Source organism: Chromobacterium alkanivorans (assembly GCF_016937655.1).
Classification (GTDB): Bacteria; Pseudomonadota; Gammaproteobacteria; order Burkholderiales; family Chromobacteriaceae; genus Chromobacterium; species Chromobacterium alkanivorans.
In genome coordinates, this window is record NZ_JAFHKL010000009.1 from 66787 (window position 1) to 85581 (window position 18795).

Annotated in this window: 20 protein-coding genes; 9 read left to right on the top strand and 11 right to left on the bottom strand. The window is 69.2% G+C overall.

Annotated features, from left to right (window positions below; genetic code table 11):
• Window positions 1-16 precede the first annotated feature (16 nt).
• The gene (locus JW897_RS16375; protein ID WP_048413316.1) at window positions 17-1210 is read right to left on the bottom strand and encodes an MFS transporter; all 1194 of its coding nucleotides are present in this window, start codon (window positions 1208-1210) and stop codon (window positions 17-19) included.
• 130 nt (window positions 1211-1340) lie between these two features.
• Here JW897_RS16375 and JW897_RS16380 point away from each other — a divergent pair, with 130 nt between their 5' ends.
• Both JW897_RS16380 and JW897_RS16385 read left to right on the top strand, forming a co-directional pair.
• Complete coding sequence (locus JW897_RS16380) at window positions 1341-2276, top strand: LysR family transcriptional regulator (protein WP_048413315.1); 936 nt, start codon at window positions 1341-1343, stop codon at window positions 2274-2276.
• Window positions 2277-2355: 79 nt separating this feature from the next.
• Entirely contained in the window at window positions 2356-3117 is a 762-nt protein-coding gene (locus JW897_RS16385; RefSeq protein ID WP_048413314.1) for an alpha/beta fold hydrolase, read from the top strand.
• A gap of 135 nt (window positions 3118-3252) precedes the next feature.
• On the opposite strand, the gene JW897_RS16390 is transcribed toward JW897_RS16385, so the two are convergent.
• Window positions 3253-3762: a GNAT family N-acetyltransferase gene (locus tag JW897_RS16390; RefSeq protein WP_205466935.1), complete on the bottom strand. Its 510-nt coding sequence runs from the start codon at window positions 3760-3762 to the stop codon at window positions 3253-3255.
• Between the two features lie 122 nt (window positions 3763-3884).
• On the opposite strand from JW897_RS16390, the gene JW897_RS16395 reads away from it, so the two are divergent.
• Window positions 3885-4664, top strand: a complete 780-nt coding sequence (locus JW897_RS16395) for a substrate-binding periplasmic protein (RefSeq protein ID WP_205466936.1) — start codon at window positions 3885-3887, stop codon at window positions 4662-4664.
• Between the two features lie 19 nt (window positions 4665-4683).
• Here JW897_RS16395 and JW897_RS16400 read toward each other — a convergent pair whose 3' ends face one another.
• The 4 genes from JW897_RS16400 to JW897_RS16415 all read right to left on the bottom strand — a co-directional run bounded on the left by JW897_RS16400 (window position 4684) and on the right by JW897_RS16415 (window position 8535).
• Window positions 4684-5436, bottom strand: coding sequence for a LytR/AlgR family response regulator transcription factor (locus tag JW897_RS16400; protein WP_205466937.1), 753 nt, complete (start codon window positions 5434-5436; stop codon window positions 4684-4686).
• Between the two features lie 29 nt (window positions 5437-5465).
• Window positions 5466-6371, bottom strand: a complete 906-nt coding sequence (locus JW897_RS24635) for a sensor histidine kinase (protein WP_205466938.1) — start codon at window positions 6369-6371, stop codon at window positions 5466-5468.
• On the bottom strand, window positions 6364-6666 hold the full coding sequence (locus JW897_RS16410) for a hypothetical protein (protein WP_205466939.1): 303 nt from the start codon (window positions 6664-6666) through the stop codon (window positions 6364-6366). Before JW897_RS16410 ends, JW897_RS24635 begins: the two co-directional genes overlap by 8 nt.
• A 153-nt stretch (window positions 6667-6819) precedes the next feature.
• Window positions 6820-8535 carry an ABC-F family ATP-binding cassette domain-containing protein gene (locus tag JW897_RS16415; protein WP_205466940.1) on the bottom strand — a complete coding sequence of 572 codons (1716 nt, stop codon included), beginning with the start codon at window positions 8533-8535 and terminating at the stop codon, window positions 6820-6822.
• A gap of 507 nt (window positions 8536-9042) precedes the next feature.
• On the opposite strand from JW897_RS16415, the gene JW897_RS16420 reads away from it, so the two are divergent.
• The 5 genes from JW897_RS16420 (at window position 9043) to JW897_RS16440 (ending at window position 13077) form a co-directional block, all read left to right on the top strand.
• Window positions 9043-9771 carry an IclR family transcriptional regulator gene (locus tag JW897_RS16420; RefSeq protein ID WP_048413308.1) on the top strand — a complete coding sequence of 243 codons (729 nt, stop codon included), beginning with the start codon at window positions 9043-9045 and terminating at the stop codon, window positions 9769-9771.
• Window positions 9772-9796: 25 nt separating this feature from the next.
• Entirely contained in the window at window positions 9797-10738 is a 942-nt protein-coding gene (gene hutG / locus JW897_RS16425; protein ID WP_205466941.1) for a formimidoylglutamase, read from the top strand.
• Between the two features lie 106 nt (window positions 10739-10844).
• Window positions 10845-12050, top strand: coding sequence for a sodium/glutamate symporter (gene gltS / locus JW897_RS16430; RefSeq protein WP_205466942.1), 1206 nt, complete (start codon window positions 10845-10847; stop codon window positions 12048-12050).
• 8 nt (window positions 12051-12058) lie between these two features.
• Complete coding sequence (locus JW897_RS16435) at window positions 12059-12643, top strand: HutD/Ves family protein (RefSeq protein ID WP_205466943.1); 585 nt, start codon at window positions 12059-12061, stop codon at window positions 12641-12643.
• Window positions 12644-12711: 68 nt separating this feature from the next.
• Window positions 12712-13077, top strand: coding sequence for a VOC family protein (locus JW897_RS16440; protein ID WP_205466944.1), 366 nt, complete (start codon window positions 12712-12714; stop codon window positions 13075-13077).
• Between the two features lie 64 nt (window positions 13078-13141).
• Here the strand turns inward: JW897_RS16440 and JW897_RS16445 are convergent, their stop codons facing one another.
• The 3 genes from JW897_RS16445 to JW897_RS16455 form a co-directional block, all read right to left on the bottom strand.
• Complete coding sequence (locus tag JW897_RS16445; RefSeq protein ID WP_205466945.1) at window positions 13142-14128, bottom strand: DUF1176 domain-containing protein; 987 nt, start codon at window positions 14126-14128, stop codon at window positions 13142-13144.
• An 81-nt stretch (window positions 14129-14209) separates the two neighbouring features.
• Window positions 14210-14581 (bottom strand): VOC family protein, encoded by a 372-nt coding sequence (locus JW897_RS16450; protein ID WP_205466946.1) that lies wholly within the window; start codon window positions 14579-14581, stop codon window positions 14210-14212.
• The gene (locus tag JW897_RS16455) at window positions 14578-16071 is read right to left on the bottom strand and encodes an MFS transporter (RefSeq protein ID WP_205466947.1); all 1494 of its coding nucleotides are present in this window, start codon (window positions 16069-16071) and stop codon (window positions 14578-14580) included. The genes JW897_RS16450 and JW897_RS16455 overlap by 4 nt, the downstream gene beginning before the upstream one ends.
• A gap of 309 nt (window positions 16072-16380) precedes the next feature.
• Here JW897_RS16455 and JW897_RS16460 point away from each other — a divergent pair, with 309 nt between their 5' ends.
• A complete protein-coding gene (locus tag JW897_RS16460) occupies window positions 16381-17295 on the top strand; it encodes a LysR family transcriptional regulator (protein ID WP_205466948.1) in 915 nt (304 codons plus the stop codon).
• Between the two features lie 10 nt (window positions 17296-17305).
• Here the strand turns inward: JW897_RS16460 and JW897_RS16465 are convergent, their stop codons facing one another.
• Window positions 17306-18085 carry a PhzF family phenazine biosynthesis protein gene (locus JW897_RS16465; RefSeq protein ID WP_205466949.1) on the bottom strand — a complete coding sequence of 260 codons (780 nt, stop codon included), beginning with the start codon at window positions 18083-18085 and terminating at the stop codon, window positions 17306-17308.
• Window positions 18082-18795, bottom strand: a complete 714-nt coding sequence (locus tag JW897_RS16470; RefSeq protein ID WP_205466950.1) for a helix-turn-helix transcriptional regulator — start codon at window positions 18793-18795, stop codon at window positions 18082-18084. Before JW897_RS16470 ends, JW897_RS16465 begins: the two co-directional genes overlap by 4 nt.

The following is an 18795-nucleotide window of genomic DNA, read 5'->3' on the forward strand; positions in this document are numbered from 1 at the left end:
AGTCTTGATCCTGCGGTCAAACCGGCTGCGAACACAGCGCCGGCGTCCGCGCCGCGCGGCGGTCCAGCGCGCCGGACCAGGTGGTCAAGGCCAAGGCCGCCAGCACCACCAGCGCGCCTATCCACGGCGTGGCCAGCAAACCCAGCTCCGCCACCACCCAGCCGCCGGCCCAGGCGCCGCCGGCGATGCCGACGTTGAAGGCGGCGATGTTCAGGCCGGAGGCCACGTTCACCGCTTGCGGCGCGTCGCGTTCCGCCTGCCGCACCACATAGAGCTGCAAACCGGCCACATTGCCGAAGGCCACCGCGCCCCAGGCCAGCACCGTGGCCACCACCCAGGCCGGCGACGGCGCGGTGAAGGTCAGCGCCAGCAACACCAGCGCCAGCAAGGCGAAGATGATCTGCAAGGCGCGCACCGGCCCCTTGCGGTCCGCCAGACGGCCGCCCCAGATATTGCCCGCCGCCACCGACACGCCGTACACCAGCATCACCAGCCCCACCCGCGACGGCGCGAAGCCGCTGACCTGCTCCAGCAGCGGCGCCAGATAGGTGAAGGCGATGAAAGAACCGCCGTAGCCCAGGGCCGTCATCGCGTACACCAGCAACAGCCGCGGCCGTTTCAGCACCGCCAGCTGCGCGGCCAGCGAGGCCGGCGGCGGCTGCGGGATGTCCGCGGGCACCAGCAGCAGGCTGCCGACCAAGGCCAGCACGCCCAGCGCCGAAACCGCCAGGAAAGTGGCCTGCCAACCCAGGGTCTGGCCGATGAAGGTGCCCAGCGGCACCCCGGTCACCAGCGCCACCGTGAGGCCGCTGAACATCAGCGCGATGGCGCTGGCCGCCTTGTCCTTGCTCACCAGGCCGGTGGCGATGGTAGAGCCTATGGAAAAGAACACCCCGTGCGCCAGGCCGGTGAGCACCCGCGCCGCCATCAGCGCCTGGTAGCCCGGCGCCTGCCAGGCCACCAGATTGCCCAGGGTGAACAAGGCCATCAGCGCCAGCAGCAAGGGTTTGCGCGGCACGCGGCCGGTCAGCGCGGTCAACAGCGGCGCGCCCACCGCCACGCCCAGCGCGTACAGGCTGACCAGCAGGCCGGCGGACGGCAGCGACACCCCCAGGCCGGCGGCTATGGTGGGAATCAGGCCCACGATGACGAATTCGGTGGTGCCAATGGCGAAGGCGCTCAAGGTCAGCGCCCATAAGGCAAGCGGCATGATGTTCTCCCAAAGAAAAGCCGAATCGGGCCCGCCCTTGCGGGCCAAACGAATAAGGCCGCATTCTCCGCGCTTGCCAGCCGCGGAAAAATCCGCTTCACTGACAAAAACTTTTGCTCAGGAGTCAATAATGCTGCCAATGGAGGCATTGATTGCGTTTGTCTCAGTCATAGACGCCGGCTCCTTCTCCGCCGCCGCGGAACGGCTGAACCAAACCCCGTCCGGCATCAGCCGCAGCGTCAGCCGCTTGGAAAAACAACTGGGCGTGGCGCTGATCACCCGCACCACCCGCCGGCTGGACCTGACGGCGGAAGGCCGCTGGCTGCTGGAGCGCGCGCGGCGCATCCTGGCCGAGCTGCAGGACACCGAGGCCCAGCTGGCCGCCAGCCTGGCCCAGCCCAGCGGCCTGCTGCGCGTCAACGCCGCCACCCCCATCCTCACCCGGCTGATCGCGCCGCTGGCCGCCGGCTTCCTGGAGCGCCATCCGCTGGTGCGGCTGGAGCTGGTGGGCGCGGAAGGCATCGTCGACCTGATAGAAGAGCGCGCCGACGTCGCCATCCGCGTCGGCATGGGCGCGCTGGCGGACTCCAGCCTCAGCGCCCGGCGCCTGGGCGACAGCCGCATCCGCCTGGTGGCCTCGCCGGACTATCTGCGCCACCGCGGCGCGCCGGACGACGTCGACGCGCTGGCGCGGCACCGGCTGCTGGGCTTCACCGCGCCGGAAACGCTCAATCAATGGCCGCTGCGCCACCGCGGCGGCAACGGCCTGGCCATCCAGCCCGCGCTCGCCGCCTCCAGCGGCGAAACCTTGCTGCATCTGGCGCTGAACGGCGCCGGCATCGCCTGCCTCAACGACCTGCTCACCGCCGAAGACCTGCGCAGCGGCCGCCTGCTGCCGGTGCTGGACGCCGTCAGCCTGCCGTGGAGCCAGACCATCTGGGCGGTGTTCTACAAACAGGGCGCGCTGGCGCCGCGCGTCGGCGCCTGGGTGGACTACCTGGCCGCGGAACTGGGCCAGAGGCTGGACCGGCCGCCGGAGGGACAAAAAACCCCGCGGCCATCATGAAACTCAGGAACTGAATTAATTTTCCGCTTACAAAAACAATGAGATAGACAAATTTCGGCGGCCGCCGCCCGCTCGCGCCATGACCACCCTGCCCCCAAAGCTCACCGCCGCCGTCGACGGCGTCGCCATGGAATACATCGCCGTCGGCGACGCGACCCCGCCCATCGTGCTGATCAACGACGCCGGCGCGCCGATGGAAAGCTGGTACAAAGTGCTGCCGGGACTGGAAGCGCTCAGCGGCGTGTTCGCCTACAACCGCTGCGGCATCGGCAACAGCGGCAACGCCCGCGAGGCGCAGACCGGCGCCGCGATGATGGAAACCCTGCGCGCGCTGCTGTTCAAGGCGGACCTGGCCCCGCCCTATGTGCTGGTGGCCCACGCGCTGGGCGGCCTGATCGCCAATCTGTTCGCCCGCAGCTACGCCGGCGAAGTGGCCGCCGTGGTGCTGCTGGACGCCGTCGCGCCGGAAGACATCAGCGCGCTGGACGCGCGGCAAGGCCGGCTGGGCCAGTTGCTGCGCCGGGCGCTGGACCTGGCCCAGGACCGGGACACCCTGAACGAAACCGGCCACTTGCGCCGCAGCGCGGAGCAGATCGCCGAAGCGCCGCCCTTCCCCGACATCCCGCTGTTCGTGATCAGCGGCGGCGCGCCGGGCCTGGCCTGGCTCACCTCCAAAGCGGTGCAGGACGCCCGCGCCGAAGGCCAGCGCCGCTTGGCGGCGCTGTCGCCGCGCGGCCGCCACCTCGTCGCCGCCCGCAGCGGCCACTTTCCGCAATTCTCCGAACCGGAACAGGTCGTCTCCGCGGTGCGCGACGCGCTGGCCGCCTCCGCCGCTCGCTAAGAGCCTGTTCAAAGTCTCGCGAGCAAGGGCGAGACAAGGCGAAAACTAGCGAAAAAGCGGAATGTACACGCGGTACGACAAGGAGGCGCAACGCTGGATCAGGAGTGTTGTTAGCGGGTCTAAACCGTCCTCCCGTCACAAACGCTTGAAGTAATAGGCGGTGGGGTGCAGGCGGCCGTCCGGGCTGGCGGCGTAGTCCGGAATCTCCCCGCTCTTGCTCCAGCCCAGCTTGCGGTAGACCGCTTCCGCGCCGGAGCCGGCCTCGGTGTCCAGCACCAGCAGCCGTATGCCCTGTTTATGTGCATGATCCGCCAAGGCCGCCATCAATCGGCGCGCCACGCCGCGGCCGCGGCAGGCCGAATGCACCAGCAGCTTCTGCACCTCGGCGCGGTGGCGGCCGTTGCCGCGCTGGCAGGGCGCCAGCTGCACGCAGCCCAGCAAGGCCCCGTCCTCTTCCGCCAGCCATAATTGCAGGCCCGCGCCCAGCAAGGCGTCCACCTGCGCCCAATAAGCGGCGGCCTCCGCCTCCGGCAAGGGCGCGAGAAAGCCCACCGAGGCGCCGCCGGCGACGCAGTCGGCCAACAAGGCGCTCAGGCGCGAATAATCGCCGGCCGCCAGCGCCGGCGCCATTCTGATCGTGCTCATCTTTTCTTTCCCCGTTGAACGCCGCGCAAAGGCCGCGGCGACGAGCTGGGGCAAGCAGTTTTCATGCCGGGGCGCGGCGCGGCAAACCTGCTAGTCTGGAAAAAACCCTATCGGACGTTGTCATGATTTGGTCCCCGCTTCGCCTGGCGCTGATCTGCTGCGCCGTTCTCGCCGCGCCCCGTCTCGCCGCCGCGCCGCCGCCGACGCGGGAGGTGGTGCTGGCCAGCGGCGAGTGGCCGCCCTATCTGTCCGCCAAGCTGCCGCAGCAGGGCTATGCCTCCCATATCGTCAGCGAGGCCTTCCGCCTGGCCGGGATCTCGGTGCGCTACCGGCATTTCCCCTGGGCGCGGGCCGAGGCCATGGTGCGCAGCGGCGAGATCGCCGGCTCGGTGGTGTGGTCGATCACGCCGGAGCGCGAGCGGTTCGCGCTGTTCAGCCTGCCGGTGGTGGTGGACGAGGAAGTGGCGTTTCACCTGGCCAAGCGCCCGCTCGCCCCGGCGGCGCTGCCGGACTTGTACGGCCTGCGCATGGCCACGCCCAACGGCTCCAAGCTGGGCGTGTGGGGCGAGGCGGTGCGCGCCGGCCATATCCGCAACGACAGCACCCAGGACATAGAAAGCGGCATGCGCCAGTTGCTGGCGGAGCGCATAGACTTTTTCCCGCTGGTCAAATCGGTGGGGCAGTCCTTGCTGCGCCGGCGTTTCACCCCGGAACAGCGCGCCGCCATCGTCTACGCGCCCAAGGTGTGGGAGCGCAACGAATACCGGCTGATGCTGAGCCGGGCGCAGCCGCAAAGCCAGTGGCTGCTGGACCGCTTCAACGAAGGCCTGGTCCGCCTCAAGAACAGCGCCCAGTACCGGCGGATGGAACGGGACTTCGAGGACGGCGCCTACGATCAATAAGCGTCCGGCCGCTCCAGGCTCACATGCGCTGAAACAGATGGGCGTAGCTGCGGCTGACTTCCAACGGCTCAGGATAGCCGCGCAATTGCAGCAGCAGGCCGCGCTGGCCGTCGTCGCGCTTGATCTGTTCGATGGCGTCCACCCGCACCAGAGTGGAACGGTGGATCTGCCAGAATTCGTCCGGGTCCAGCGCCTGCAGCAATTCCTTGATCGGCATGCGGATCAAGGCCTCGCAACCGGCGGTCTGCACCCGGGTGTATTTTTCGTCGGACTGGAAAAACAGCACCTCGCCGGTGCTGATCATGCGCAGGCTGTTGCCCACCGAGGCCTTGATCCAGCGCAGGTAGTCCGGCCGCGCCAACTGGCGGCTCAGTTGCTGCAAGGACGCCTGCCAGTGCGTGGGCAGCGCCAGTTGCCGCTGCTCCCAGCGCTGACGCGTGCGCGACAGCCGCTCGTCCTCCACCGGCTTGAGCAGATAATCCACCGCGCCTTCCTCGAAGGCCTTGATCGCGTACTGGTCGTAGGCGGTGACGAACACCACCGGGCACAGGCCGTCCATCTCCATCGCGGCGGCGATGCCGTTCTGCACCGGCATGGTGATGTCGAGGAAGGCCAGGTCCGGCCGGTGTTCGCGCACCAGCTCCACCGCCTCGGCGCCGTCGTGGGCCTCGGCCACTATCCGCAACTCCGGCCACACCCGCTGCAAGGCCATGCGCAGCTGCTCGCGCATCAGGCGCTCGTCGTCGGCGATCACCGCGCTCAATTTGCTCATGTATCCACTGTCCTGTTCTGGCCGGCCGCTCACACCAGCGCGAACGGCAGGCCTATGGTGGCGCGGGTGCCGCCTTCCGGCAACACTTCCAGCAACAGCTGGGCGCGCTCGCCGTGCAGCATGGCCAGACGCTCGCGGATATTGCTCAGGCCCAGGCCCTGCCCCGGCTGCTCCGGAAAACCGACGCCGCTGTCGCTGACCGCCACCAGCAGCTCGCCGGTCAGCACCTTGGCGCCGATGACGATCTCGCCGCCCTCGGCCTTGGGCTCCAGCCCGTGCTTGATGGCGTTTTCCACCAGGGTTTGCAGCATCATCACCGGAAAGCGCGCGTCCAGCAGCGACTCCGGCACCTCCAGCCGCACCCGCAGCCTGTCCTCCATGCGCAGCTGCATGATGTCGAGATAAGCGCGCGACAATTCCAGCTGCTGGCCCAGGCTGGTTTCCGCCGGCGACTCCCGCCACTCCGGCAGCGAGGAGCGCAGGTAGCGGATCAGCGCCTTCTGCATCAGCAAGGCGCGCTCCGGCGCGGTTTCCATCAACTGGCACACCGAAGACAAGGTGTTGAACAGGAAGTGCGGCTCGATCTGCGCCTGCAGCGCCCCCATCCGCGCCTCCGCCAGCTGGCGTTGCAGCGCCTCCACCTCGGCCAGCTCCTCGGCCTGCTGGCTGCGGACCACCGCCGCGTCGGCGCGCAGGTCCGCCCGGCGCTTGCCGCCGGCCACGATCTTGACGATGCAGACGGTCACGCCCAGGAAGAAGGCCAGCACCGGCACTCCGATGATGCCGCCCATGATCAGGCCCAGGAAGCAGATTAGCAGCAGCCGCCCCCAGCCGACGATGGCCAGCCAGTCGAAAAACAGCCACCAGTAGATGGAGGCCTTGTGGCTGACGAGGTCAATGCCCGCCAGCGCCTCCGCATGTTTTTGCCTATCCACGATACGCTCCCCGGTCTTGCTTCATTTCTTCCTCGGTCCTCCCCGTCAGCGCCGCCGGCCGCGACGGCTTCGGCGCGACGCAGGCCTTGACCAGGAAGGACATCAGTATCAAAAAAACCACCGCGCCGCTCAAGGCCAGCACGCCGCTCAAAATCAAGGCCAGCAGCGAGATCAGCGCCAGCCGCCCCCAGCCGAGGCCGGCCAGCCAGTCTACATAAAGCCGCCAGTAAATGGCGATCTTGTGCTTGACGCCGTTCAGTCCGTCCAAGGCTTCCGCGTGTTTTTCCCGGTCCATGTCTAGCTCCTCGTGATGCGTTGTGGTTGACGCTGCTCACTGTAGCCAACGGCCAAAACGGCCGACAGCGGCTTGCGACGAAACGCACAGGGCGATGGACGAAACGGCCGAGAGAGCGACGAACGGGCGACGTTTTGACGCCGCCCGTCCAATTTACAAATCCAGCTCCCGCTCCAGCGCGCCCATCTCCCGCCGCCATTCCTGCTGCAACAGCGGCTTCTGATGCTTGGGCTTGCGCGCCAGATCCGCGCTCAGCAGCGCCTCCAGCTGATACAAGCGCTCCAGCTGCCGCTCCGCGCCGCTCGCCGCGGGCGTGTCGCCGGCTGCAAGCGTCGGCTCGGCCGCGGCCGAGACGGCCGGCGGAGTGAACAGCTGGGCGTAGGCGCTGGCGGCGTCCGGCCACTCGCGCAGCCGGCCGTCGTCGAGCACCCAGAAACGGTTGCACGATTGCTCGATCAGTTCGCGGTCGTGCGAGACCAGCAGGAAGCCGCCGGCGAAACCGGCCAGTTCTTCCGCCAGCTCGCGCTTGCCGTCCAGATCCAGATGGTTGGTGGGCTCGTCCAGCCACAGCAGGTGATAGCTGGCCAGCGACAAGGCCAGGAACAGCAGCCGCGCGCGCTCGCCGCCGCTGAGGGTGGCCACGGTCTGGCCGTGGCGCGCATAGGCGAAGCCGGCGGCAATCAGCGCCTGGCGCCGTTCCGCGTCGCTCTGCGGCGCGAACGGATACAGCGCGTCCGACAAGGAGGCGAGGTCGTCCAACTGACGCAGCGACTGATCGTAATAAGCGATGCGCGCCGCCGGATGCGGCCGCCAGCCCTCGCCGGCCTCGCCCTGCCGCCAGTCCTGCCAGCACTGGCGCAGCAAGGAGGACTTGCCGGCGCCGTTGGCGCCGAGCAGGGCGACTTTGTCGCCGCTGCGCAGGCTCAGCTCGTCGGCCTCGAACAAGACCGGCAGGCCCGGCGCGGCGCGCACTTGCAAGCCTTCGAAGGCTTGCAGCCGGTCCGCCGCCAACGCTTGGCCCTGCAGCCGCAAACGCCACGGGCTGCCGCGGCTGACGAAGGCTTGCTCCTCCTTCAGCCGCTCCACCCGCTTCTGCATGGACTTGGCCTTGCGCACCAGTTTTTCATTGTCGTGCTCGCGGCCCCAGATCGCCAGGCGCTTGCTGCTGGCGTTCAGGCGGTCTATCTCCTTCTGCTCGCCGGCGTGGCGCGCGCGCGCGGCGGCGTCGGCCTCCGCCAGCGCGGCCCGCGCCCGGCTGCACGGCAATTCGAAGCGGTACAAGCGCTGGTCGCGCAGCATCCAGCTGTGCGAAGTCACCGCGTCCAGCAGCCGCGCGTCGTGGGACACCAGGATGAAGCCGCCCTGCCAGCGGCGCAGGAAGTCCTCCAACCACAGCAGGGACGGCAGGTCCAGGTGGTTGCTGGGTTCGTCCAGCAGCAGCAGATTGGGCTGGCGCAGCACCGCCCGCCCCAGCAGCAGCCGGGTGTGCTGGCCGCCGCTGAGGCTGGCCGCCGGGGTGTCGGCCGCGGCCGTCAGCTCCAGTTCGTCCAGCAGGCTGTCCACCCGCCAGCTCTGCTCCGGCTGGCGGTCCACCGCCTCCAGCAGCGCCGCGCGCGCGCTCAGAACCGCCAGCCGCGGCGGCAGATGTTGCTCCACGTACTGCAGCCGGCACAGGCCGGCGTATTGCACCTCGCCTGCGTTGGCCTCGCGCTGGCCGGCCAGCACGCCGAGCAGGCTGCTCTTGCCGCAGCCGTTATGGCCCAGCAGGCCGATGCGGTCGCCCAGTTTTACGGTAAAGGAAAGGTCCTGGAACAGCGGGCCGTGGCCGGCGTCCAGTTGCAGGGATTGCGCGGAAATCAGGGTTGTCATGCTCTTGCTCTCGTTTTTTCGGGACGTGACGGTCCCTGTCAACAGGAGCGCTGGCGACAACGTGGGAGTCGGCTAAAGACTCGGCGAGTGAAACTCGAAGTGAAGAGTGGCTTTGCTCCGACCCGGTTATCGCAGCGCGATGGAACTCGGGCAAGAGCCGGCAAATGCGCTAAACAAGAGGGCCAACATTTCTGGGCGCGCAAACTGAAGCATATTTACCTCCTTTCTTTACATGGTGGTGCGGAGCGCCTTGCAAAGCCGGCGCGTTCCGCGTCGCCGCCTCGCCAAGAGGAGACGGCCTCTCTTTATCCATGACGGATACAAGCTTGCAGTGTAAACCATGCGCCGCCGCGCGCGCCAGCCGCCCGCAAGCCCCTCCCGCCCCTATTTCCCGAAATACGGGAATGAAAAGCAAGAATTTGCGATGAATTACCGCCTGATGGGAAACCCGGCTTTTTAGCGGCGGTCGCAACAGATAAGGTTAGAAAATCCTAATAAGGACCGGATATGACCACCCTCAGCTCTTCCTCCGATCGCCTGTTGCAAACCCTGCAACTGGTGGCGGCCTCGCCCCAGCCGCTGAGCGCCAAGGATATGGCGCGGCGGCTGGCCTTGCCGCCGTCCACGCTCTATCGCCAGCTGACCCACTTGAGCCAGTGGGGCCTGCTGCAGGCGGGCGAGGACGGCGCCTATCACGCCGGCCCGCTGGGCCTGCAACTGGCGATGGGGTTTCAGCAGCACAACACGCTGGCGGCGCAGGCGCGCCCGGAAATGCAGCGGCTGGCGCGGCTGAGCAATGAAACCGTGGCCTTGATGGTGGCCACCCGCCAGCAGGTGATTTGCATCGAGATGATGGAAAGCCAGCAGGCGCTGCGCTGCGCCTTCGCCGCCGGCAAGGGGCAGCCGCTGGCGCGCGGCGCGTCGGCGCTGGCCTTGCTGGCCTTCATGCCGGCCGCGCAAAGCCAGGCCACCCTGGACAGCATGCTGCCGCCGGAGGAGCACGAGGCCATGCGCCAGACCCTGGCCGAGGTGCGCCGCCAAGGCTACGCCACCAGCGACAGCGCCATCGACCCCGGCATCTGGGGCGTCAGCGCCCCCTTGCTGCAAGGCCGGCGCAAGCTGCTGGGCGCCCTGACGCTGATGGCGCCCTCCGGCCGCGCCCAACGCAGCGCCCTGCTGGTGGAGCAAACCCGCCAGGCCGCGCGCAAGATCAGCGCTTACCTGGGCTGCGACTGAGCGGCCCGACACCGAAAGAGCAAGCATGACGCTACATACTCCTCCGGCCGCCTGGAGCGGCCGCATCGACGCCGAAGGCGAACTGGCGCGCCGCTGGCATCAGCGCCTGCGTCCGTGGCAGCCCGGCGCCGCCGCCGGCTTCGCCCTGCTGGGCTTCGCCTGCGACGCCGGCGTGCGCCGCAATCAGGGCCGCCCGGGCGCGGCCGGCGCGCCCAGCGCCATCCGCCGGGCGCTGGCCAACCTGGCCTGGCATCAGCGGCAAAATGGCTACGACGCCGGCGACGTCCATTGCCGCGACGACGAACTGGAAGCCGCCCAGGCCGAGCTGGGCCGGCAGGTGGCCAGTCTCCTGGACGCCGGCCAGTTCCCCATCGTGCTGGGCGGCGGCCACGAGGTGGCTTACGGCAGCTTCCAGGGGCTGGCCCGGCATCTGGAAACCGCCGGCCGCGCGCCGCGCGTCGGCATCGTCAACATCGACGCCCACCTGGACCTGCGCCAAAGCCCGCGCGCCTCCTCCGGCACCCCCTTCGCCCAGATCGCCGCCGACTGCGAGCGGCGCGGCTGGCCCTTCCATTACCTGTGCGCCGGCGTGGCGGAAACCGCCAATACCGCTGCGCTGTTCGCCACCGCCCGGCAACTGGACGTCCAGCTGCTGTTCGACGAGGAACTGCAGCCGTGGCGGCTGGAGCGGCCCTTGCGAAAACTGCGGGACTTCATCGCCGCCTGCGACTGCCTGTACCTGACCATAGACCTGGATGCGCTGCCGGCGTCGCAGGCGCCCGGCGTCAGCGCGCCGGCGGCGCTGGGCGTGCCCTTGGCCACGCTGGAAGCGCTGATCGACGTCATCCGCGCCAGCGGCAAGCTGCGGCTGGCCGATATCGCGGAGCTGAACCCGGAGCTGGATCAGGATCAACTGACCGCCCGCACCGCGGCGCGGCTGATACACCGGCTGACGCGGCCGCTCTGAAACCGGCTCCGCAAGCTGTTTAACGCCTCGCGCGTCAGCGCGGGACTCGCCAGACGGAACAAGCCGCGGCACAGCGGCGAACCGCACTTTTGCAAAGGAGAAACCCATGCAGCAATGGAAACTGGATTTGATCGCCACCACCGCGCTGGCGGTGCTGGCCCTGCTGGCCGGCTACCGGCTCAAGCGCCATGTGCGCTTCTTCGAACGCTTCTGCATCCCCGCGCCGGTGATAGGCGGCTTCGCCGTCTCCATCGTCGTCCTGCTGCTGCGCGAGAGCGGCGTCGCCGCGGTCAGCTTCGACACCACGCTGCAAACCCCGTTCATGGTGGCCTTCTTCACCACAGTGGGCATAGGCGGCAGCCTGGCGCTGCTGCGCACCGGCGGCAGCACCTTGCTGATCTATCTGGGCATCTGTTGGGCGCTGGCGGTGTTCCAGAACGTGTTCGGCGCCGGCGCGGCCGCCCTGTTCGGCCTGGACCCGACGCTGGGCGTGATGGCGGGCGGGGTGTCGCTGGAAGGCGGCCACGGCGCGGCGGCGGCCTTCGGCCCGATGGCGGAGCAACTGGGCACCCGCGGCGCCACCGCGGTGGCGCTGGCCTCCGCCACCTTCGGCCTGATCGCCGGCGGCGTGCTGGGCGGGCCGCTGGCCAGCTGGCTGATCCGCCGTTACCAATTGCCCATCCAGCCCAGCAGCGGCGGCGCGCCGACGCCGGCCTATCACGACCACGAAGCCAGCGTCACCGTGAACAGCGATTCGCTGATCGCCGCCATGGGCCTGGTGCTGGCGCTGATGACCGCCGGCACGCTGCTCGCCCGGCAAGTGGAACAACGCTGGGACTTCGTGCTGCCCGCCTATGTCGGCGCCATGTTCGCCGCCATCGTGTTCCGCAATCTGAACGACCGCGCGCGGCTGCTGCGGCTCAACAGCGCCGCCATCGACGCCGTCGCCGACATCTCGCTGGGCGTGTTCCTGACCATGGCGATGATGAGCTTGAAGATCTGGGAGCTGTACGATCTGGCGCTGCCGTTGTTGGGCGTGCTGTCCTTGCAAGTGATCGCGCTGACGGCGATCAGCGTCTTCATCGCCTTCCGCCTGCTGGGCAAAAACTACGACGCGGCGGTGATGTGCGCCGGCCTGATGGGACACGGCCTGGGCGCCACGCCCAACGCGGTGGCCAATATGAGCGCGGTGTGCCAGAAGCACGGCGCCACCTCGTACAAGGCCTTCCTGATCATCCCGCTGTGCGGCGCGGTGCTGATAGACTTGGTGGCGATTCCCTTCCACGCCTGGATCATCAACTACCTGCATTGAGGCCCGCCATGACGCTCATCCGCCTGCAAGACTGCCCGCCCAGCCCGTGGAAAAACGGCGGCGGCAGCACCCGGCAATTGCTGATCTCCCCGGCCGGGGCCGGTCTGGACGATTTCGACTACCGCGTCAGCCTGGCCAGCGTGGCCAGCGACGGGCCGTTCTCGCGCTTCGACGGCGTGGACCGGCAGCTGCTGATCCTGCAAGGCGCGGGGCTGGAGCTGGAACTGGAGGGCCGGGACCGCCTGCGGCTGACGCCGGGCGGCGCGCCGCTGGCCTTCGCCGGCGAAACCCCGGCGCAAAGCCGGCTGCTGGACGGCCCGCTGACCGATTTCAACGTGATGACGCGGCGCGGCCGCTACCGTTCGCGACTGGACCATCTGACAGTGGACGGCGAGCTGGAACTGCGTTCCGACGCCGAGCTGACCTTGCTGCTGACGCTGGAGGACGGCGCGCAACTGCTGCAAGACGGCCGGCCGCGGCCGCTGGCGGCCTGGGACGCCGCCGTCGCCCGGCGCGGCGAGACGCTGCGGCTGCGCGCCGCGCGGCCGCTTCCGCTGTGGCGGGTGGAATTGGAGGCGATCAGTCCGGTCTGATCCCGCCTATAATCACTTAGGCCGTTGAAATAGGCCGATAGGCTATTTAATCCCCTAAGGAGATTTCCATGGCATCACCCATTTCCTATGTCGAGATCGGCGCCGGAGACGCCCGCGCCGTCGGGGCCTTCTTCGCCGAACTGTTCGGCTGGAGCTTCCACCCGATGGGCGCGGACGGCGGCGGCTGGTTTCAGGCCGGCTCGATCAAAGCCGGCTTGCACGGGGGCGAAACCGCGCCGCGGATCGATCTGTTTTTCCAGGTGCCCAATCTGGCCGCGGCCGTTGAGCGGGTGCGGGCCTTGGGCGGCCAAGTCGACGGAGAGATGGCGGAGGAGCCGGGCTTCGGCAAATTCGCTCAATGCCACGCGCCCGGCGGCCTGAGCTTCGGCCTCCATCAGCCCGAGGCCTCCTCCGCAGCGTCCAGTTCACGCTAAGGACGGACATCGGCGCTCCCGCGCTCTTGCGGGGCGCCGTTGGCCACGGCGGGCCCAAGCCCGCCTATTTCTGCCGCGTCACCCAGCTGCGCAGCGACACGCCGCCGGGAATGCCGCGGCACTGCGGCGCCTCGTCGGCGTGCATCAGTTCGAAGCCGCCGCCGGTCCAGGCCCAGGAGGCGCTGACGTTGCAATCGCCTATGCCCCGCCCCTTGGCGTAGCTGCTGAGCACGCCCTGATTGAATTCGGCGTTCATTAAATAGGCGGCGTCGCCGTCGGCCAGCTTGGCCAGCTCCGGCCGATACGGCGGCTTGTCCCGGGCTATCCACACGCTGAAACCGCCCTGATAAGCGCCGCGGCCGCATTCGCGCAGCACCAGCACCTTGTCGGCGCTCAAGCGGTGAACGTCTATCCCCGGGTTCTCCGCGTCCGGCATGTCCTCCCAGCAGCCGCGCTCGCGCACCGCCTTGAGAATGGGCGCGGCCAGCGCGGCGTCGCCGGGCCGGGCCGCCGCCGGCACGGGTTTCAGCAAAGGCGCCGGCAAGGCCGGCGGCACCGAGGACTCCGGCTTCGCGCCCTTCCTCACCAGCGCGCCCGGCGTGCCCAGACGGCCCTGGGCCTCGTCCATCTTCAGCAAGGCGGCCTTGAGGCCGGCCAGCGACAGCGTCCATTCCAGCTTGCCGTCGCTCAGGCTGATCCCATCCGCGTTGAGCATGCGCGGCAGCAGCTGCGCCATCTGCGCGGCGCTCAAGCTCTGCTCGGTTTTCAAGCCGCCCAGTTTGAAATCGCCCAGCCGCAAGGTCAGCGGCCCTACCTTGCCGTCGTCGGCGTCCGCCGCGATCAACTCTCCGGTCAGCGGCGCATTGGGGCCGCCGTCGCGCTTGAGCAGCAGGCTGACCGGATTGTCGCCGTCCGCGGCCTGGGTGCCGTTGGCCTCGCAATGGCGGGTGTTGTCGCAGGCCACCGCCCAGTCCTTGTAGCTGTCCACCTTGGCCCAGGCCGCGGCGGGCAAGCTCAACGCCGCCAAGGCGGCCATGATGTGTATTCGCATGATTACCCTTAGTTTTATTTCAGGCCGGCCGCGCGGCAGCGAGGCCAGACCACCAAAGCGCAGCAGGCATGACGCAAACGCTCAATCCCGCTGGCACACCCGGATCCGGTGCCCGTCCGGGTCTTGCGCCAAGAAAGTGCGGCCGAAGACTTCGGTGCTGGGCGGCTCAGCGATACGCAGATCGGGCTCGTTCCGCCAAGCGTGGTACAGCTGGTCCACCGCCTCGCCGGATGCCAGCATGATACCGGTTTCGACGAATCTCGGGACATCGGCATAAGGCGCAGCCCCGCCGCTCCACAAGGCGAACAGCGCCTCGCCGCCGGCGCTGAAGGCGACGTAACGCGGGCTGACGAACACCGGCTCGGCGGCGAACAAACGGCGGTACAGCGCGGTGGAGCGCTGAATATCCGTCACATACAGCAATTGCAGATTGGGTTGGGGGGCCAAGGTCATGGCTTGCTCCTTTTCACTGAAATGCGGCTTGCGCCGTGGAAAAGAACCAGTCTGCCTGCCCCCTGCTGACAGCGTGACGTCAGCAGGGGACGGCTTTTCCGCGCGCGCGCCGACGCCAGCAGCGCGGCCAGCATCAGCGCCGCCGCCAGGCCGAAGGCGACGCGCGTGCCGGCGGCCACTTGCGGCGGCGCGGCGACGGCGATGTCCGCGGCTCCGCTGGCCGCGGCGAACACCGCCCCCATCAAGGACGCGCCGCTGATCAAGCCCAGATTGCGCGACAGATTGAGCAGGCCGGACACCAGGCCGCGCTGCCGCGCCGCCGCGCCGGTCAGCGCCTGGGTGTTGTTGGCCGCCTGGAACAAGGCGTAGGCGGCGGTGATCAGCGCCAGCGGCAATAGATAGCCGGCCAGGCCCAGGCTGGACGGCAGCAGAGCCAGCGCCAGCGCGCCGGCGCCTATGCCCGCCAGACCGGCGCGCGCCATGGCTTCCGCGCCGTGGCGGTCCACCAGCCGCCCGGCCGGCACGCCGCTCAAGGCCGCCACCAACGGCCCCGCCGACATCGCCAGGCCGACGCCGGCGGCGTCCAGCCCCAGGCCGCGCGCCAGGTGGAACGGGCCCACCACCAGGGTGGCCATCAGCACCGTGGACACCAGCGCATTGCAAAACAGGCCGGCGGCCAGCGCCGGATCGCGCAGCAAGACCAAGTTCAACATCGGCGCGGCGGCCCTGGACTCGGTCCGGACAAAAGCCGCGCAGCCGACGGCGGCCACCAGCAGCAAGACGGCGTTGAGCGCGCCGAAATGGCCGCGAGAATGGTCAAGCTTCAGGGTCACGGCCAGCGCGTAGGCGGCCAGGGTCAAGGCCAGCCAGCCGCTGCCGGCGATGTCGAAGCCGGCATGCTCGACGGCCGGGCCGCGCTCCGCCGGCAACGCGCGCCAGACCAGCGCGAAAGCCAGCGCCCCCAGCGGCGGCAACAGCCAGAACATCGCGCGCCAGCCGAAAGCGGCGATCAGCGCGCCGCCCAGCGACGGCCCCAGCGCGGTGCCGACGGCGGACACGGCGCCCAGCAACCCCATCGCCCGCCCCACTTGCTCGCGCGGCGCGATGTCGGCGACAAAAGCCATGCCCAGGGCCAGCATCAGCGCGGCGCCGACGCCCTGCAAGGCGCGCCCGGCGATCAAGGCCCAGAACGCGGTGGCCGCGCCGCAGCCGACCGAAGCGACGCAGAACAAGGCGATGCCGGCCAGCAACGCGCGGCGGCGGCCGAGTTGATCGCCCAGCCGGCCGACGTTGACGCTGGCAAGCGTGATCAGCAGCAGATAGGCCAGCACCACCCATTGCGCTTGCTGGAAACTGATTCGGAACGCCGCGGCCAGCGCCGGCAGGCCGACATTGGCGACGCTGCCGCCCAGCGACGCCAGCAGGATGGCCAGCGCCAGGCCGGCCAGCGCGGCGACGGAAGAAGACGAAGAGGATGGGGAAACAGGCATGACGGCGACTCCCGGCCGCGCCCGGACCCGAAACGCCGGGACCGCCGACACGGACCCAAGCCAGGCTACGCCGCCGCCATGGCTGGCGGAAGACGCATGGTTTACACTAAATAGTTGCGTTTGACGCCAGGTATCGCTGTGCTAAGAGTCTGTTTACGATCTGCTGCGCTGCGGCGGGATTTTAGACAAGGGCGTTGAAACCGGCTTCGAAATGCTCATGTGCCACGTGTACATTCCGCTTTTTCGGCCGTTTTCGCCTTGTCTTGCCCTTGCTCGCGAGACTTTGAATAGGCTCTTTAAGGTAAGACCATGCCCATGCCCGATCTCAATCTACTGATCACCCTGGACGCGCTGCTGAGCGAAGGCAGCGTGGCCCGCGCCGCGCGGCGCCTGCAACTCAGCCCCTCGGCGATGAGCCGGGCGCTGGCGCGGCTGCGCGAGGTCACCGGCGACCCGCTGCTGGTGCGCGCCGGCCGCGGCCTGACGCCGACGCCGCGCGCGCTGGAACTGCGCGAACGGGTGCACGCGCTGGTGCTGGACGCGGAAAGCGCGCTGCGCCCGGCCGGAACGCTGCGGCTGGACAGCTTGCAACGCAGCTTCACCCTGCGCTGCAGCGACGGTTTCGCCGAGAACTTCGGCCCGCGGCTGTTGGCGCGGATGCAAGGCGAGGCGCCGGGCGTGCGTCTGCACTTCCTGCCCAAGCGCGACAAGGACAACGCGCCGCTGCGCGACGGCCTGGTGGATCTGGACACCGGGGTGGTGGGCCACGAAGCCGGACCGGAGTTGCGGGTGCGCATGTTGTTCCGCGACCGCTTCGTCGGCGCGGTGCGCGCCGGCCACCCTCTGGCGGCCGACGCCATCGACATCGCCCGCTACGCCGCCGGCCGCCATGTGCAGGTGGCCCGCCGCGGCGGGCTGGTCGGGCCGGTGGACGAGGCGCTGAACGCGCAGGGCTTGAGCCGCGACGTCGCGGTCACCGTGGGCGGCTTCGCCACCGCGCTGGCGCTGGCGCGCGCCAGCGATCTGATCGCCACCGTGCCGGAGCGCCACACCGGCCATTTGCGCGCCGGCCTGCATTGTTTCGCGCTGCCGCTGACGGTGGCGGAAATCACCATTTCCATGATCTGGCATCCGCGGCTGGACGCGGATCCGGCGCAGCAGTGGCTGCGCGCCTGCGTCAAGGCGGTGTGCGACGAGCAGTTGGCGGCGGAGGCCGCCGTGTGAAGCGCCGCCGCTAGACGAAGATTTCGCCCTTCAGATACAGCCGCGCCTGCCCCAGCAAGGCCACTTCCGCGCCTTCCACCCGGCATTCCAGGCTGCCGCGCCGCGCGCCGCCCTGGCGCGCCAGCAAGCGGGTCTTGCCCAGCACGCCGGCCCAGTACGGCGCCAGCCAGCAGTGAGCCGAGCCGGTGACAGGGTCTTCGTCGACGCCGACGCCGGGCCCGAACCAGCGGCTGACAAAATCGCAGTCCGCGCCGCGCGCGGTCACCGCCACCCCGCGCTTGGGAAAGCCGCGCAAACGCTGGAAGTCCGGCCGCAGTTCCGCCAGCTTCGTCGCGTCGTCCAGCACCACGATGTAGTCGTCGGCGGCCAGCACCTGGCCGGCGTCCAGGCCCAGCGCCGCCAGCAGGCCGGCCGGCTCGGCGCAGGGCCGCGGCGTCACCGCCGGGAAGCGCAGCTCGATGCGCTCGCCGTCGCGCCGCGCGCTCAGCTCGCCGCTGCGGGTCTGGAAAGCGATGCGCTCGCCGCGCCAGCCCAGCTCATGGAACAAGACCCAGGCGCTGGCCAGCGTGGCGTGGCCGCACAAGTCCACCTCAGTGGCGGGCGTGAACCAGCGCAACGCCATCCGCTCGCCGTCCGCCACTAGGAAGGCGGTTTCGGACAGATTGTTTTCCATGGCGATGGCTTGCAGCGTGGCGTCCGGCAGCCAGGCCGGCAACGGGCACACCGCCGCCGGATTGCCGTGGAACACCGCGTCGCAGAACGCGTCCACCTGGTAAATCGGAATGTTCATGCCCCATCCTCCGCCGCCGCGCCGCGAATTTCGTCCAGATAGTTGTAGATGGTGTAGCGGCTGACGCCCAAGGCCTCGGCCGCGCGCTCCACCCCGCCTTTGACGATGAACAGGCCCTGCTCCAGCATCTGCGCCACCGCCTGTTTCTTGTCCGCCTTCTTCATCCGCGCCAGCGGCTTGCCGTCCAGCGCTTGAGCGATGATGTCCCGCATCGCCTCGTCCATGGCCGGCGGCTCCGGCGCGGCCCGCGGCGGCGGTAGCGGCGCGCGGCCCACCAGCGCCTGCAGGCAGGCCAGCGCCGCTTCCAGCTGGCTGCGGTCGCTGTTCAGGCACAAGGCGGCGAAGGGTTCGCCGGCGGCGGTCTTGAAGACGGCGCTGGCGGACAGCAGCCGCCGACCGTCGCGGCTTAACGTATGGTAGCCGGACACCAGCGCCGGTTCCGCGCCGCCCTGACGCATCGCCTGTTCGATGGCGGCAAAGCCGCGGTCGCCGGCCGGGCCGCCCAGGATGGCGTCCCCTAGACGGCGGCCGGACACATGGCCGTTCTCGATGGCGACGACGGAGCGCTCCGGCCGTCCCAGGTCGTGCAGCACCACCTCGGTGTGCGCGTCCACCATGCCGCCCACCAGTTTGACCGCGGCGCTCAGCGCGCGTAGCACCGCCTGTTTTTCCGCCTGGGCCGGATCCGCCGTTTGCCTTGCTTCTTCCAT

Excerpts from the sequence above, each read along its gene's own strand:
- JW897_RS16440 (WP_205466944.1), top strand. The coding sequence starts at position 12,712 with ATGGCATCACCCATTTCCTATGTCGAGATCGGCGCCGGAGACGCCCGC.
- JW897_RS16445 (WP_205466945.1), bottom strand. The coding sequence starts at position 14,128 with ATGCGAATACACATCATGGCCGCCTTGGCGGCGTTGAGCTTGCCCGCC.
- JW897_RS16420 (WP_048413308.1), top strand. The coding sequence starts at position 9,043 with ATGACCACCCTCAGCTCTTCCTCCGATCGCCTGTTGCAAACCCTGCAA.
- JW897_RS16460 (WP_205466948.1), top strand. The coding sequence starts at position 16,381 with ATGCCCATGCCCGATCTCAATCTACTGATCACCCTGGACGCGCTGCTG.
- JW897_RS16415 (WP_205466940.1), bottom strand. The coding sequence starts at position 8,535 with ATGACAACCCTGATTTCCGCGCAATCCCTGCAACTGGACGCCGGCCAC.
- JW897_RS16455 (WP_205466947.1), bottom strand. The coding sequence starts at position 16,071 with ATGCCTGTTTCCCCATCCTCTTCGTCTTCTTCCGTCGCCGCGCTGGCC.
- JW897_RS16410 (WP_205466939.1), bottom strand. The coding sequence starts at position 6,666 with ATGGACCGGGAAAAACACGCGGAAGCCTTGGACGGACTGAACGGCGTC.
- JW897_RS16380 (WP_048413315.1), top strand. The coding sequence starts at position 1,341 with ATGCTGCCAATGGAGGCATTGATTGCGTTTGTCTCAGTCATAGACGCC.
- JW897_RS16390 (WP_205466935.1), bottom strand. The coding sequence starts at position 3,762 with ATGAGCACGATCAGAATGGCGCCGGCGCTGGCGGCCGGCGATTATTCG.
- JW897_RS16470 (WP_205466950.1), bottom strand. The coding sequence starts at position 18,795 with ATGGAAGAAGCAAGGCAAACGGCGGATCCGGCCCAGGCGGAAAAACAG.
- JW897_RS16435 (WP_205466943.1), top strand. The coding sequence starts at position 12,059 with ATGACGCTCATCCGCCTGCAAGACTGCCCGCCCAGCCCGTGGAAAAAC.
- hutG (WP_205466941.1), top strand. The coding sequence starts at position 9,797 with ATGACGCTACATACTCCTCCGGCCGCCTGGAGCGGCCGCATCGACGCC.
- JW897_RS16465 (WP_205466949.1), bottom strand. The coding sequence starts at position 18,085 with ATGAACATTCCGATTTACCAGGTGGACGCGTTCTGCGACGCGGTGTTC.
- JW897_RS16375 (WP_048413316.1), bottom strand. The coding sequence starts at position 1,210 with ATGCCGCTTGCCTTATGGGCGCTGACCTTGAGCGCCTTCGCCATTGGC.
- JW897_RS16400 (WP_205466937.1), bottom strand. The coding sequence starts at position 5,436 with ATGAGCAAATTGAGCGCGGTGATCGCCGACGACGAGCGCCTGATGCGC.
- gltS (WP_205466942.1), top strand. The coding sequence starts at position 10,845 with ATGCAGCAATGGAAACTGGATTTGATCGCCACCACCGCGCTGGCGGTG.
- JW897_RS16450 (WP_205466946.1), bottom strand. The coding sequence starts at position 14,581 with ATGACCTTGGCCCCCCAACCCAATCTGCAATTGCTGTATGTGACGGAT.
- JW897_RS16395 (WP_205466936.1), top strand. The coding sequence starts at position 3,885 with ATGATTTGGTCCCCGCTTCGCCTGGCGCTGATCTGCTGCGCCGTTCTC.
- JW897_RS16385 (WP_048413314.1), top strand. The coding sequence starts at position 2,356 with ATGACCACCCTGCCCCCAAAGCTCACCGCCGCCGTCGACGGCGTCGCC.